Raw genomic sequence first — 14,799 nt, forward strand, 5'->3', positions numbered from 1 at the left:
TGCTATTTCCTTATTATCCCTCTGAACCTGTTGATAGGCTGGTGTTTTTATCCACAGGTCGTAGGCGATCGTCTATTTCTTCATAAAGTTCTTTTGGAGCATGACCTAGCGGCAAATCATAGGTAATGGAGGCACCGTAAGCATTAGGGGCTTGTGGGTCATGGCGAACTTTGTCGAACACCCAAAGTCTTGAACCAAGGTAGAAACCTTCTTTCAGATCATGGGTCACCATGAAAACAGTCAATTTGTGTTCGCGCCATAGGTCCAATACAAGAGCATGCATATCCGCTCGAATACCCGGATCAAGGGCACCAAAAGGCTCATCTAACAGTAAGATTCTTGGTTTACATATCAGGGCTTGGGCAATGGCAAGGCGCTGTTTCATACCACCTGAAAGCTCATCTGGGTAACGACCTAATGCGTGACTTAAGCCAACTTTCTCCAACATTTCTGTCGCTTCTTGTTTGGCTTGCTGTTTTTCCTTGCCGAATAAATAGCCCGTCAAAGACGACTTTTGAAAGCCTTTCGCGGCAATCACATTTTCCAATACCGTCATATGTGGAAACACAGAGTACTGCTGAAATACAATGCCACGATCTGGACCCGGTTCATTAGGGATGGCTTTACCATCTAGCAATAAGTCCCCAGAACTTGGGTCTTCAATGCCTAAAATCATTTTCAAAAAGGTACTTTTACCGCAACCGGACGCACCCACTAGGGTAATAAATTCCCCCTCTTGCACAGTGACGCTGACACGCTCAAGAATGACATCATTCCCGTACTGCTTACCGATGTTTTTTGCCTGAATTATACTTTCCTGAATAACAGGAGTGCTCTCAGTATTAGTTTGGCTCATGATTTCGCCTCCTGACTCCAAGGGAAGAGTTTTTGATTAGCCTTGCCTAATAGGTAATCAAACAAAAAGGCCAATAAGGTAATCCATGCCACGTAAGGCAGAATCACATCCATAGACAGATAACGTCGCACTAAGAAAATCCGATAGCCTAGGCCGTCGGTTGAAGCAATGGCTTCTGCGGCAATCAGGAACAACCAGCCCGCGCCTAATGACAAACGCACGGCATCAATCAGTTTTGGCATAACTTGTGGCAGCAAAACTCGAATCAAAATCTGTATCGTACTCGCCCCCAAGGTTTGCGCTTTTACCAGCTGCTCACTAGGAATTTCCTGTGTTCTGCGCTGAATATCTCGGGCGATAAAAGGGGTGATGCCCACGGCAATGAGTACAATTTTTGACATCTCACCTAAGCCGACAACGATAAACAAAATAGGTAACAAGGCTAAAGGTGGCACTAATGAAATAACAGTTAAAAGAGGAGAAAAGCCTGCCGCGGCAAGGGGTAAAGCACCAGTTAATAGCCCGACTAGCAAACCAATTGCGGCAGCAATCAATACACCGGATGCTAAACGAATCAAACTACTTAGGGTGTCTTGCCAGAAAATAAGCTCACCTGTTCGTTTGCTGGGTTCAAAAGCCATACGATACATCGCATCGCCCATCTGGCTGAACGCAGGTAGCAGCTTATCATTTGGGTTTACTGCTAATCGTGCTTCTGATCCCATCATGTACACAATGAGTAGCAACACAAACGGCAGAATACCAAGTAATATTCCGTTAGTTCGATTGGGTTTATAGTTAATCAATTTTTTCATGCGGTTAGTCCTCTGTTTTTCTTAGTCTCCAACTGGCGCTATAAACATAACGCCAGTGGAGTTAAGAAAGAGTTGATAAGGGAACTCTTATAGTTGACCGTCTTTGGCCATTTGCATGTAGGTAGGATCAAAACGAAGTTTGATGTAGCTTGGGTCACCGTAAACACCTGCTGGTGTTTCAATGCCAATCACACCGGCATCTGGCGCACCATCACCCAACAAACCATGATCGAAAGAGAACTCAGCAACGTTTTTCATCGTTGTCATTAACTCTTTGCTGTTCGTTAGAGAAAGCGCCGCTTCTGGTGTGTAGAACATTTCTGTACTTGCTAATTGAGCATCGTAGCCAGCAAGGTCTGTTTCAGAGGCTTCAGCCATAGCAGTACGTGCCGCAATCGCTGCGCTATCCGTGCCATTCATCAAGCCCATGATTTCATACCAAGCACCTACCAAAGCTTTACCTAATTTAGGGTTAGCATTTAGCGTGTCAGTATTGATAACCAGTAGGTCGATGATTTCACCAGGGATTTGTGAAGAATCGAAAACCTTGTTGCTGTTTGGCATAGCAAGGATTTCACTCACTAGTGGATTCCAAGTAACGACAGAGGTGATCTCGTCATTACCGTAAATAGAAACCATGTCAGCATCTGAAGTATTCACTACATTAACATCCGCTTCTTTTAAGCCGACAGTGTCTAAACCACGAGCCAATAGGTAGTGAGATACACTCAGTTCAACCAAGTTAACTGTTTGGCCTTTGATATCAGCAAGAGAAGTTTTGTCTTTTAAGATAACAGCGTCGTTGCCGTTGGAGAAATCACCTACGATAAGCGCAGTGCTGTCTACACCACCTGCCGCAGGGATAGTCAATGCATCCATGTTAGTCATAGTACAAGCGTCAAACTGACCTGTTGTGTATTGGTTGATTGATTCTACATAGTCATTAATTTGCACGACTTCGATATCAATACCGTATTTATCAGCCCATTTTTTGACGATGCCTTCCTCTGCACCATAGGACCACGGCATCCAACCAACATAAATCGACCAACAGACTTTAAATGAGTCAGTAGCCATGGCATTGGCAGATAGAAGAAGGGATATCAGCAGAACGGGTACTTTTTTTGCGAAGTATTTCATGGCAGTCACCTTTTCAGTTTATAAAAATTACACATGGAGCACCCTTGGCAATAACGCCATGTGGTCTCCCGGGCTTTTATCCCGCCGTGTAACCTTGAAACTTCCAAGGTCGAAAGCTCTCGGACCAGTAACACCAAACTTTGCAGTCCAGCCGGAACCCTAGCTCTCTATTGAATTCTGAATTGTCTTGTTCGACATTATTTCCAAAGGTGCGAACACTGAATATAAAGCAGTTAATATGCCAATTTAAAAAAACACATACTTTTCAAATACTTAAATATCAAAAAGAAAAATCATCTTTATTCAAAGGTAGAAACTGTACAAAAAGGAAGCACCTTTATAAAGCACTCGCACTATCTAAAAGCACCCAATCACCATACTTCCATCACCATACTCTCATCACAGTACTCTCATCACAGCAACCATACATAAAAAGTAAAAAGCCGAAGCGTTTATACGTTTCGGCTTTAATAAAATGGATATTTTATAGGCTTATTCTGGAGGTCGGTGAACGTGGCCCGGTGGTGGCCCACCTGCACCTCTTCCTGTCGCTACCGATTCCCCTGTTAAACAAGAAATAAAGGTGTTCTCACTAGGGGTCGCAGCATGGTAGTGGTAGCCACGTATATCATCCGTTTGACCGCGGCAGGCATCTAGGTTTTCTTCCACCACACCTTCAGCATTTTGATGAGCATAAATAGGATAGCCGTCAGCTGCATAGCCAATTAACGGTGCATGACCATCATCTCCCACTTGCTTATCGGTACAACCTGTAGAAGCGTGGTAATGATAACCTTGATGCACATTAATATGACCGCCGCAGTCATCAAACGCAGCGATAGTATAAGAGCCTAGAATAGCATCAACTGGAGCGGGACCAGACAGCTCAGTGCCATCTAATGCAATACCCGCCGTACGAACACGACTTGCTTTATCTGCTTTAATGGGAGTGGTTGGGATTAGAAAAGTACGGGAGAAGTCGTCATCCAAATAAGATAACTCACATTCAATACAATGGTTTTGGTATTGAGCTTCTACGTTTGGTTTAGCTGCCCCCAAACAAGATTCCTTAGTCGCTGTGTATCGCACTTTATTAGTTAACTTGTCATACACTAACCATTTATCATCATCGTAATATTCATCCAGTTTGAGTATGTACTCACCTGTAATATCGATAAGCTCACCATAGCCTTCTTTATTAAAGAAGGTGCCGCCAACATCCGCACCATCTGCTAGTGTTCTCGGACAAAAAGCTCCCGGCTCACGCCCTGCTGGAGCACCGTCCGTGACAAACTCATAACAAGTCGTTTTTGTTCCTTCTGCTGTCGTGCAGTCAACAATTTTAGGCTCTTGAGTAAAAGCCCCTTCAACAAACATCGAAAGATCAATCCCCTGATTCACCGCAACATTGTCATGTGAGTGACTATGGTCATGGCCCTGTTCTGATGAGTAACCGCACCCTGTTACGGTAGCAGCGACTGAAAGAAGTGCTGCGAGCTTTAGAGAAGACTGTACAGCCATTATGTATATCCTTATTTAAGTAAAAGAAACAATCACAGCGCATTATAGTGTATGAGTTAATAATGAGAACTTACTGAGTGAAAATTTACTTAGATTTACCTAGGGAAGGTACGAACAAGTCCACTGGCTAGCTCCACATAGACCGCCTGTTCATTATGATGGCGTTACCCTATACTTGTATAAGAAATGTACTTTGAACTATTGTTTGATGGTTCAAGCCGTGATGAGATGCCCACTTTGAATGACCTTTATCTGCCCATCACCTTATCCAGTTAAATACATACTTAAAATTTAGCAGTACACCTTATAACAATAACTATCTTCATTATGAGTGAGGCTACATGAGCGCCGAAGACATTAAAGTAATTAGTATTGATGAGTTACAGCCTGGCATGTATGTGCATGACATCATCAAACAACGTGGAAAAATGAAGATTAAAAGCCAAGGTAAAGTAAAAGACTTAAACCTTGTACAGCAATTGAAGGCGAAAGGGATTCTCCAACTAAAAATCGACCTGAGTAAGGCATTTGATCCTGAAACAGGTGAGCTTATTCAAACCCAACCAGAGCCAATAAAGAAAGCGGTAGAAAAACAGGTAACAAAACGGGTTAGCTTTGATGATGAATTGCACCGCGCGGCAAAATTACATTCGCAAGGTAAGGTAATTCAAAAAGAGGTTTTAGATCATGTTGCTAACGATCAACCTATCGATGCTGAGATACCAAAAGAATTTTCTGAAAACCTTGTTGGCTCCATCGACCGTAACCCTAATGCGTTAATGTGTCTCAGTAAAATTCGCGAAAAAGACACTTACTTACTAGAGCATTCATTAAATGTTGCTATTTTGCTGGCAAACTTTGCCAAGTTCTTAGGCTTCTCTAAAGAGGAAACTGAAGAGTTATCCTTATCAGGCTTCCTTCATGATATCGGCAAAATAAAGGTACCTGATGAGATACTTCATAAGCCTGGCAGGCTAACGGATTCAGAAATGGACGTTATGCGCCAACATGTCGAATGGGGGGTCGAAACATTATCTAAAATGGACATCCCTGAACGAATTATTCGAACCATGGGAGAACACCACGAGAGGCTAGATGGTGCCGGCTACCCTCAAGGTAAGCATGGTGATGACATTAGTAAATTTGGCCGCATGATAGCCATTGCCGACACCTATGATGCGATGACCGCAGAGCGCTGCTACAAAGCTGGCATGCCTTCACAGAAAGCGCTAAAAATCTTACTTGAAGAATCACCAAGTAAATACGATCGAAACCTTGTTCAGCAGTTTATAAAATGTATAGGAATTTACCCCGTTGGTAGCCTAGTTCGATTGAATAACCAACAAGTTGCCATGGTAGTTTCTCAGCATAGCGAAAAACCATTAGCACCTGTTGTGAAGGTTTTTTACTCGCTTCGTAGCAAGATATTCATAACACCTAAAAACGTAAACTTAGCGGCGAATAACGTAGAACTTGAAATCGAAAGTGAAGTATTAGCCAGCGATTTAGGAATCGACTTCAACCGCTTCTTTAACGAGAACATCGCAACCTGATTTACAGAAGAAATGGACCTTCTTCCTACCTGATAACCAAGAGCTAATCGAATACCTACCCTGCGGTTAGCTTAAACCCTCCTCTTTCATTCTATATCTGACATCAACCAATCAACCATGCCCCGACTCGGTGCAAACAAACAGTCAACCAACACCAAAAATAGAGCGAAAAAGTATCATAACTAGTGGGGATAATACTTATTATCATTTAAGCATAATGGTAGAGTTAGCCCCCCATATATATTGTCATACATATACTAAATACACCGTAAAAACAGCAATTCATGGAATGAATCAAATTACTTTTCTTAATTAGTAGGACACCATGAGCACTTCGGACATTAGAACAATCAGCATCAACCAACTAAAGCCTGGTATGTACGTACATGACATCATCAAGCAACGTGGAAAAATGCAAATTAAGAGCCGAGGAAAGGTAAAAAATTTAGACATTGTCCAGCAATTAAAGAAGAAAGGGATACTGCAACTAAAAATTGACTTGAGCAAAGCATTTGATCCCGAAACAGGTGAGCTTATTAATGCGAATAAAGCTCAACAGGCAGACGAAAGCACAATTAAAAAAACCATTACAAAGCATATAAACTTTGATGTGGAATTGACTCGCGCCGCTAAACTGCATGAGCAAGGTAAGACGATACAAAGAGAAATGTTGGATAACATCGCCAACGACCTCCCTGTAAATATAGATATCCCCAAAGAGTTCTCTGATAACCTTGTTGGCTCCATAGACCGTAACCCAAATGCATTAATGTGCCTCAGTAAAATCCGAGAAAAAGATAGCTACTTAATGGAGCACTCCTTAAATGTTGCTATCTTGCTAGCGAACTTCGCAAAATTTTTAGATTTGCCAAAAGAAGAAGTGGAAGAGTTAGCATTAACGGGCTTCCTTCACGATATTGGAAAAATAAAAGTACCCGACAATATCCTCCATAAGCCTGGAAGGCTTACAGATAACGAAATGACAGTAATGCGTAAGCATGTCATATGGGGTACTAAAACTCTTAACAAAATGGAGATGCCCGAGCGAATTATTCGTACCATGGGTGAGCACCACGAGAGACTAGATGGCGGCGGCTACCAACAGGGAAAATCCGAAGACGAAATTAGCAAATTTGGTAGAATGATCGCGATTGTCGATACCTATGACGCCATCACAGCGGACCGTTGTTATAAGGCCGGTATGCCATCTAAAAAGGCTCTTAAAATATTACTAGAAGATTCGCCAAGTAAGTATGACCTTGAACTCGTTCGCCAGTTTATAAAGTGCATAGGTGTGTACCCTGTCGGCAGCCTTGTTCGACTTAACAACCAACAAGTGGCCATGGTGGTTTCCCAGAATAGTAAAAGCCCACTATTGCCTGCGGTGAAGATTTTTTACTCACTGCGCAGCAAAATCTTTATCACACCTAGAAATGTTAACTTAGCGGCTAAAAACGAAGAGCTTGAAATCGAAAGTGAAGTATTAGCCAGCGACTTAGGAATGGACTTCAACCGCTTCTTTAACGAGAACATCGCAACCTGATTTACAGAAGAAATGGACCTTCTTCCTACCTGATGACCAAGAGCTAACCGAATAGAACTCGATTAGTTCTTGAAAAAGTCTTTCTAAACAGCGTCTTCAAGAACGTCTTCGTCGGCCCCGATAAAGCCCCCGGACTGGCGCTTCCAAAACCCCGCGTAACGCGTATCTTGCTTGACTAACTCATCATGGGTGCCGTCTTCGACCACGAGTCCTTCTTCGAGCACCAAAATACGATCCATTTGCGCGATCGTTGATAATCGATGTGCAATGGCGATGACGGTTTTACCTTGCATCACTTCTTCTAGCGTTTCTTGAATTTCAGCTTCTACCTCACTGTCTAATGCGGAAGTCGCCTCATCCAAAATCAAGATAGGTGCGTTTTTCAGGAAGACTCGCGCTAGAGCAATACGCTGACGTTGGCCGCCAGACAATTTAACACCACGCTCGCCAACATGGGCATCGTAGCCTGTACGCCCCTTACCACCTTTCAGCTGTTGAATAAAATCATCTGCTTTGGCTTTGCGTGCTGCAGCAATAATTTCATCACGAGTTGCCCCTACTTTCCCCAAAGCAATATTGTCATAAACAGAACGATTCAGCAGCGCAGCCTGTTGGCTGACCATACCAATGGCTCCCCGCAAACTGTCCTGATCTAGGGTGCGAATGTCTTGACCATCAATAAAAACAGTTCCCTTCTCCGCTTCATAAAAACGTAAAATCAAATTCACTAAAGTCGATTTACCCGCCCCAGATCGCCCAACAAGGCCGACTTTCTGACCAGCCCCAAGCGCCACGGAAACGCCATTCAGGCCTCCGCGTTCAGTGCCATATTGATGATACAAATTTTCTAGGGTGATCTGTCCACCAGAAACCACCAGCTCCTTCGCATCGGTATGCTCGGGAATAGTGATAGGCTGTGCGACTGTCTTGAGTGCTTCTTGTAAGTTACCGACACTCTCAAAGATTCGCCACACTTCATTAAGTACCCATTCAGCCAAACTGGTAATACGAAGGCTCAAGGCCACAGCTGAACCAATAAGACCTATGGTGCCCGCCCCGACCATCCATAACCAAACACCATAGCCAATAAATCCCACCATAATGAGACCTTCAAGTAGCACTACTATGGTATTCATAGAGAGGGAGATTTGGCGCGACAAGAACAACTTCTCACGGGTCAGTTCTAAGCTCACCTTGTGGTCTGCTGAAATATCTTCACGACGAGAAAATAACTTCAGCGTGTCGAAGTTAGAAAAGCTATCAACCACATTTCCCACAAGGGCAGATTTGGCACTAAAAAATTTTCTCTGCGCTTTAACCATACGAGGAATAATACGGATCATAATGCCCATATACAGAGCGACCCAAAGCACCAAGGGTAGAGCCAAACGAATATCCGTCTGTGCCATTAACACAATCAACCCAAGCATATAAACAAGGCCAAATGCCACAGCATTGAGCATGCCGCATACAATCCAAGAAACATGATTTCCCAGATCGACAAGCCTTACAGAAGTACGCCCAGCGAGGTCTTCTTGGAACCAACCAACAGATTGTTTAGAAAGGTGTTGATGCGCCCGCCAACGATACAGATTGGCGATATTGCAGCTAATGCTAATATCATTCACCATAAGGCGAGCACATTGTGACAAAGGCCGTATTAACAGCACAGCAACGGCAGCTAAAATCAGCTCACCACCGTGAGCCTGCCACATTTCCTGAGGTGTAGACTGCGCCAGCGTATCAATCAACTTACCAGCGTAACTGATCAGCCAGACTTCAATACAAGCCGCAATCACAGTCAAAACCAAACTTACGGCCATAATTTTATACAATGGTTGTAAATTCGACTTAATATAACCCCAAACAGAATAACTAGGCGCAACATCAGCAGGTGTATAAGGATCAATTAACCCCAACGCCCCACGCGTCACCTTTTCAAATAAACCAAACATAAAGTTCCTTTTTATTTTTATATTGCTTCTAAGTTGATATTTCTGCTGTTCTGGTTAGATTAAGCTTAATCCGAATTATTAATCAAAATCAGCAGCGGGAAGGTAGTACAGCTCAACTAACGTTTTAAATTTTCTATCTTCTTTTGACAATAGATATTTATTCATAAGCCTATATTGCTCTGTGGTACATAGAGCCTTTTTATGTGGAAGGATCTGCGCTCAAAAGTGAGTTTATCTAATAACCTAAATGTCTTCGCTTTATCTACTGCCTTTTCCATGAGCTATAGTCGGGTAATAATTCCGAAAGCGTTTTTGAGTTGTCTTTGTCTAAAATAATCTCTGCATTTAAGTTCTCACCTGACATCTCGTACATCATCTGCCTACAGTTTCCACAAGGAGAGATAACAAACACCTCCCCAGATTCATTTTTCCAAACTGCAACTATTTTAGATATTGCGTATTCACGATTTGTAATCATACTGCCAATCGCATTTTGCTCTGCACAAAATGTATTAGATCCTGTAGACGCACAAACTCCCGTATATAAATTGCCATCTTTAGTTAAAAGTGCACAACCAACATCGCCAATTAAGCCACCCTTAGTTTTGACAGAAAAAATTGTAGCTGCGGCTTTATCAATTAAAATTGAATTATTCATATTTCACCCAGTCATTCATAGCTTTTTATGCCTACTAACACCAAAAGCAAATGTTTACGGATTTTTCTGGTCTACAGAAAATAGATAAGTAGTAAAGCTGCGGCCAAGCAGTTGAGAGCGACTAACACTGTCGGCCATCTTCGCCAATGTTTTATATTCCCTTCTACTATCTAACAAATGAAAACACACCTCTTTATGCCCAAGCTCAGCAGCCCAACCCAGAAGCGTTTTGAAGATAGATGCACCCGCCCCCCAAAACTTTTGTGAGAGAACAATAGCTATTTCAAAGCCCTTATCGTCCGGTTGAATACCACACCAACCCGCAATATCTCCATCAATAGAAATAACACGAACCCGACAACCTTCAACTGCATCCGTTTCAACCTTACCCTTTACCCACTCACTTATACTTTTTGGATCAAAGTAAGGATGCTCAACCAAATGCTCACGCAAAGAACCCTCATTTAAAACATCCATCAAAACGTTCAGATCTACATACTCAAACGCCAAATACTCGATGTTTCTCATTACTATGCTCTTCTAAAAAAGGGAGGAATCGATAACTCACTTCGAAGAAAGTTATTTTAGTTACTCATTATTCTATACTACTGATCGTTCCATTTTATTAGCTATTACATCCACCTTATTATATGTCGTCATAAACTCTGAATGAATTTTGAAACCATATTTTTGATAGAGCTTGATAGCGGGCAAGTTTGAAGCAGCAACATAAAGTATTGCGCTCCCACTTAGTTTAGAAAGCATAAATTCTAGTAAGTCAGCCCCAATACCCTTTCCACGCGCATCTGGCTGAACAAATAAAGTTCTTATTTCTGAGCCATTGATAGCACAAAACGCAATAACCTCAGGTTTACTATAAACATAAATTTCTGAGCTGAAAATTTGAGAAGAGCGCTGTTTATCTTCATTTAATGGCAACAATTCAAATTCAGCATTTTCATATTTCAGCTCGTCCAATTTAGATTTGGAATAAATCTTTAAAATATCACTATAATCACTATCTAAATATTCACGTATGCTCATTACTTCAACCTTGTGATAACCTTATTTTAATGCCATGCAGTTTTATAGATATACTAAAGGTATAGTAAACGTATATACATTTCCCCCAATATAGCTTGATGAAATACGCTCTATTCTTTATTGGCATTAAATTTTTCAATAACACAACTAATTCCATTTTTAACCATTCCCCTCAATTAAAAACCTTCGATGCAATCCTGATTGCACGACAGTGAGGTAGTGGGGCGACCGTGTTTGAATTAAAAAGGAAAATTACCAGAAGACGACTAAACACCTTACGTAAAAGATCGCGTAGGAGAAAATTAGACACCCAAAGAGGAGAAGGCGTTAAGATTCTGATGAAGAGACCTTTTGGTTACTTTTGCGGATCTGGGCAAAAGTAACCCGCCCAGCAGGGCGGAAAAGTGCTCCTCCACCCAAAGCCAAGAAGAGGAACATGCCCCCTCTCAACTTAGAAAAAAGATTAATGCCCCAAATACCCTTTCATCTCTTCCTCAGGAACCATCCCTCCCCCAGTCCCCCAAACCAGATGAACTGCATTTGCCATTTTTTCTTCATTTAAAGCATGATGCTGGAGGTATGCCGCATCCTTCAAAACATGTACTGGCCCCACTATGCCAGCTAAGGCCGAAGGCTCAAGAGCTAAGCCTTCCAATGCATGGAGCTCTTTTAAGTGGTGGAGCATCTTGTCATCTGAGATGGTGTAAAAGCCATCTAACAGGTGTTCCATGGCTCGACCAACAAAACCAGAAGCTCGGCCTACCGCCAAGCCATCTGCGACTGTTAGGTTATCTATGCCGATGTCTTGCACCGATACCTGATCATGCAGACCTGTATGAACGCCTAGCAACATACAAGGGGAATGGGTTGGCTCGGCAAAAATACAATGCACATGGTCACCAAAGGCTAGCTTTAAACCAAAAGCCACCCCCCCAGGTGCACCGCCCACTCCGCAGGGGAGGTAAACGAATAAGGGATGTTCTTCATCCACTTGAATATTGCGTTCGATAAACTGCTTCTTCACCCTTTCGCCTGCAACGGCATAACCCAAGAAAAGTGTTTTTGAGTTTTCATCGTCAATAAAGAAACAGGTGGGATCTTGCTCTGCTTGGCGTCGCCCTTGCTCTACCGCCACACTGTAATCTTGCTGGTATTCAACAACATTTACCCCACAGGCACGCAGCTTATCTTTTTTCCACTGGCGGGCATCCGCTGACATATGCACAGACACTTGAAAACCGAGTTTGGCGCTCATAATGCCGATGGATAAGCCAAGATTACCAGTGGAACCAACCGCTACTTTGTATTGGGAAAAGAAGGTTTTAAAAGAACTTTGAAATAAAATACTGTAATCATCGGATTCGGAAAGTAGCCCAGCTTCCAGAGCGAGTTTTTCTGCATGGGTCAGCACTTCATATATGCCGCCTCGAGCTTTTATCGAACCTGCTATTGGTAAGTGACTGTCTTTTTTGAGTAACAGTTGACCTGAAATTTGAACCTTATATTGCTGCTCTAATGCCACTTTTATATTAGGTAAAGGCACAATATCTGATTCAATGATGCCTTTGGTAGCTGCTGTCTCAGGAAAGGCTTCAACGAGGTAAGGGGCAAAGCGCTCTAGCCTATCGCTTGCATCTTGCACATCTGACTTATCTAACCCCACATAATCTAAAGCTTCGTCTAATGGCTTAACATTAGGGTTAAACCAACTCACTTCTTGCAGGGCAGATATTTTTTTTACTAGAGGAAAGGCTTTCAGATCATTTAATAACGTCATTAATGTCTCATTTCTCTTAATTTAAGTTACCCATTCTCATGCAAAAGCCATGCGCGATGCTAGTCAGGTATGGCCTTATTTTTCATATAGCTCTTAATAAGAAACTGTGAAGAGAAGCCTAAACTTTCGTACAAAGGCTGCCCAGAAGCTGATGCTTGTAATACGAGGTAACGCCCGCCCCACCCAGCACTCTCTTTGATGAGTTGATTCATCATATACTTAGCAATGCCCTTCCCTTGATATGTTTGCTTCACTCCCATTTGATGCACACCAATATACTCACCTGTCTTGAGTAAAAGCGCACAGGCGACAGCTTTATTATCTTGATAACCTAACAATATACGTGCATCAATGTCATCCAACAAAGTCTCTACCGCTTTCAAGCTAACCTTATACTGGAAAGCGTCACTGGCGATTCCACACCATTCTTTTAGATTTACCTTTGTATTAACAGACACGATTTCAAAGTTAGCTCGTTGCTCATCAGACAATTCGATTTCTCGTAAATCTTTATACATAGCCATTTGTTGTAAAGTACAGTGATAACCAAGAGAAACTAGTTTCTTCTCCAGCTCTTCCAGAGCTTCACATGGCCATATAGGTAAGATGGCATGAGATGAGATGTTGTCCAGCCAAGCCATTCCATTTTCAGCTGGGGCTGAATCTCGATTAAACCAGCAGCGGTGCGGCCAATCATGATGGATATTCAATCCCCTATATTCAATCAGGGACACAGCCCCATACTTAGTCCATAAACCTTTTAAGTTCGCGATATTTGCTTCATCAATGGTCATGGCCGACTCCCGAATTAAGCAACACAACACCAATAATCAATGCCATAACTCCCAAGCTTTTTATCCCATCTATAGGCTTTTGAGGTAAATCAAACCAACCAAAGTGACTAGCAACCACTGCCATTATCAATTGCCCACACAGAGAATAAGACATGAGTGTTCCCACTCCCATTTTAGGGATGAGGTAATACATGGTTCCTATACCTACAGCGCATAATATACCGCCTGAAAACAATAAATATGCAGGTACAGAAAACACTTCATTAAAAGTAGGCCACCGGTGGACAGACACTAAAAAAGTTGAAAACATGCACAAAAAGGCCACTAAAAAAGCGATTGAAGTACCTAATAATGGGTTTTTCAATAAAAACCCAAGTTGAGCATTTAGAGTGCCTTGAACAGCAATAATGACGCCGGCAGATACGGCTAAAAATGGAAAAATGTTCATCTATATTTCCTCCACAAGATCAATAAAGCTCTTTCGTATCTTGGGTTGAAGCATTTTCACATCATCAGGATCTCGACGACCAATAGGACAAATAAAAGCAGTGGTTAGACCTCGCTCTTTAAGCCCTAGAACCTCATCATAGGCATGCGGATCAATCCCCGTCATTGGACAAGTATCAATTTTCATCATCGCGGCACAGGTTAATAAATTGCCTAAAGCAATATACGCCTGTTGAATGGCCCATTCTTGACGCTGCTGATTCGATTTAACACGCAAGGCCCCTTTCATATGCTCTGAAAAGTTAGCGAGCTTACTTGAAGTTTGCCTAGTTTTAGATGCATGCTGAGTAATATATTGGTCAACAATATGGTCACCGATATCTGTAGGGACAGCAAAAACAATCAAATGAGAGCTTTCAACAACCTGCTCTTGATTAAACGAATTCGGCAATAACTGGCTTCTTAATGCTTCATCTTTCACTAGCAGTAAACGATAGGGTTGCAGGCCATAGGAAGAAGCACTCAGCCGTGCTAATTTTAATAACTCCCGAACTTCTTCATTGGGAAGAACTTCCCGAGAAAATTTCTTTACGGCATAGCGCCATTTTAATGCTTCAAATAAATCCATCATACTTCTCCATACGAATTAACCTGTCAGCAAGCACTGTCAGGTGATGGAGAAGAGAATAATCAACG

At 42.3% G+C, this 14,799-nt stretch carries 14 protein-coding genes and 1 riboswitch; of the genes, 2 read left to right on the top strand and 12 right to left on the bottom strand.

Annotated features, from left to right (window positions below; genetic code table 11):
- Positions 1 to 13: 13 nt before the first annotated feature.
- The 4 genes from OFY17_RS11090 to OFY17_RS11105 form a co-directional block, all read right to left on the bottom strand.
- On the bottom strand, positions 14 to 856 hold the full coding sequence (locus OFY17_RS11090) for an ABC transporter ATP-binding protein (protein WP_263530804.1): 843 nt from the start codon (positions 854 to 856) through the stop codon (positions 14 to 16).
- Entirely contained in the window at positions 853 to 1,671 is an 819-nt protein-coding gene (locus OFY17_RS11095) for an ABC transporter permease (protein WP_263530805.1), read from the bottom strand. Before OFY17_RS11095 ends, OFY17_RS11090 begins: the two co-directional genes overlap by 4 nt.
- Before the next feature lie 87 nt (positions 1,672 to 1,758).
- Positions 1,759 to 2,811 carry a putative urea ABC transporter substrate-binding protein gene (locus tag OFY17_RS11100; protein WP_263530806.1) on the bottom strand — a complete coding sequence of 351 codons (1,053 nt, stop codon included), beginning with the start codon at positions 2,809 to 2,811 and terminating at the stop codon, positions 1,759 to 1,761.
- Between the two features lie 63 nt (positions 2,812 to 2,874).
- Positions 2,875 to 2,985, bottom strand: a riboswitch (guanidine-I (ykkC/yxkD leader).
- A gap of 318 nt (positions 2,986 to 3,303) precedes the next feature.
- A complete protein-coding gene (locus tag OFY17_RS11105) occupies positions 3,304 to 4,332 on the bottom strand; it encodes a YHYH protein (protein WP_263530807.1) in 1,029 nt (342 codons plus the stop codon).
- 341 nt (positions 4,333 to 4,673) lie between these two features.
- On the opposite strand from OFY17_RS11105, the gene OFY17_RS11110 reads away from it, so the two are divergent.
- Together OFY17_RS11110 and OFY17_RS11115 are read left to right on the top strand one after the other, a co-directional pair.
- The gene (locus OFY17_RS11110) at positions 4,674 to 5,885 is read left to right on the top strand and encodes an HD-GYP domain-containing protein (RefSeq protein WP_263530808.1); all 1,212 of its coding nucleotides are present in this window, start codon (positions 4,674 to 4,676) and stop codon (positions 5,883 to 5,885) included.
- A 325-nt stretch (positions 5,886 to 6,210) separates the two neighbouring features.
- Positions 6,211 to 7,428: an HD-GYP domain-containing protein gene (locus tag OFY17_RS11115; RefSeq protein WP_263530810.1), complete on the top strand. Its 1,218-nt coding sequence runs from the start codon at positions 6,211 to 6,213 to the stop codon at positions 7,426 to 7,428.
- A gap of 83 nt (positions 7,429 to 7,511) precedes the next feature.
- Here OFY17_RS11115 and OFY17_RS11120 read toward each other — a convergent pair whose 3' ends face one another.
- The 8 genes from OFY17_RS11120 to OFY17_RS11155 form a co-directional block, all read right to left on the bottom strand.
- The gene (locus OFY17_RS11120) at positions 7,512 to 9,383 is read right to left on the bottom strand and encodes an ABC transporter ATP-binding protein (protein WP_263530811.1); all 1,872 of its coding nucleotides are present in this window, start codon (positions 9,381 to 9,383) and stop codon (positions 7,512 to 7,514) included.
- A 262-nt stretch (positions 9,384 to 9,645) separates the two neighbouring features.
- Positions 9,646 to 10,041 carry a cytidine deaminase family protein gene (locus OFY17_RS11125; protein WP_263530812.1) on the bottom strand — a complete coding sequence of 132 codons (396 nt, stop codon included), beginning with the start codon at positions 10,039 to 10,041 and terminating at the stop codon, positions 9,646 to 9,648.
- A gap of 54 nt (positions 10,042 to 10,095) precedes the next feature.
- Positions 10,096 to 10,569 carry a GNAT family N-acetyltransferase gene (locus OFY17_RS11130; RefSeq protein WP_263530813.1) on the bottom strand — a complete coding sequence of 158 codons (474 nt, stop codon included), beginning with the start codon at positions 10,567 to 10,569 and terminating at the stop codon, positions 10,096 to 10,098.
- A 72-nt stretch (positions 10,570 to 10,641) separates the two neighbouring features.
- Complete coding sequence (locus OFY17_RS11135) at positions 10,642 to 11,085, bottom strand: GNAT family N-acetyltransferase (protein WP_263530814.1); 444 nt, start codon at positions 11,083 to 11,085, stop codon at positions 10,642 to 10,644.
- Between the two features lie 463 nt (positions 11,086 to 11,548).
- A complete protein-coding gene (locus OFY17_RS11140) occupies positions 11,549 to 12,862 on the bottom strand; it encodes a D-serine ammonia-lyase (RefSeq protein WP_263530815.1) in 1,314 nt (437 codons plus the stop codon).
- A gap of 59 nt (positions 12,863 to 12,921) precedes the next feature.
- On the bottom strand, positions 12,922 to 13,656 hold the full coding sequence (locus OFY17_RS11145; RefSeq protein WP_263530816.1) for a GNAT family N-acetyltransferase: 735 nt from the start codon (positions 13,654 to 13,656) through the stop codon (positions 12,922 to 12,924).
- Positions 13,646 to 14,104: a DMT family transporter gene (locus tag OFY17_RS11150; protein ID WP_263530817.1), complete on the bottom strand. Its 459-nt coding sequence runs from the start codon at positions 14,102 to 14,104 to the stop codon at positions 13,646 to 13,648. Before OFY17_RS11150 ends, OFY17_RS11145 begins: the two co-directional genes overlap by 11 nt.
- On the bottom strand, positions 14,105 to 14,734 hold the full coding sequence (locus OFY17_RS11155; protein WP_263530818.1) for an NAD(P)H-dependent oxidoreductase: 630 nt from the start codon (positions 14,732 to 14,734) through the stop codon (positions 14,105 to 14,107). It lies immediately after the preceding gene.
- Positions 14,735 to 14,799: the final 65 nt, after the last annotated feature.

The sequence above is a fragment of the Marinomonas sargassi genome, from assembly GCF_025716875.1.
In the GTDB taxonomy this organism is placed as follows: domain Bacteria; phylum Pseudomonadota; class Gammaproteobacteria; order Pseudomonadales; family Marinomonadaceae; genus Marinomonas; species Marinomonas sargassi.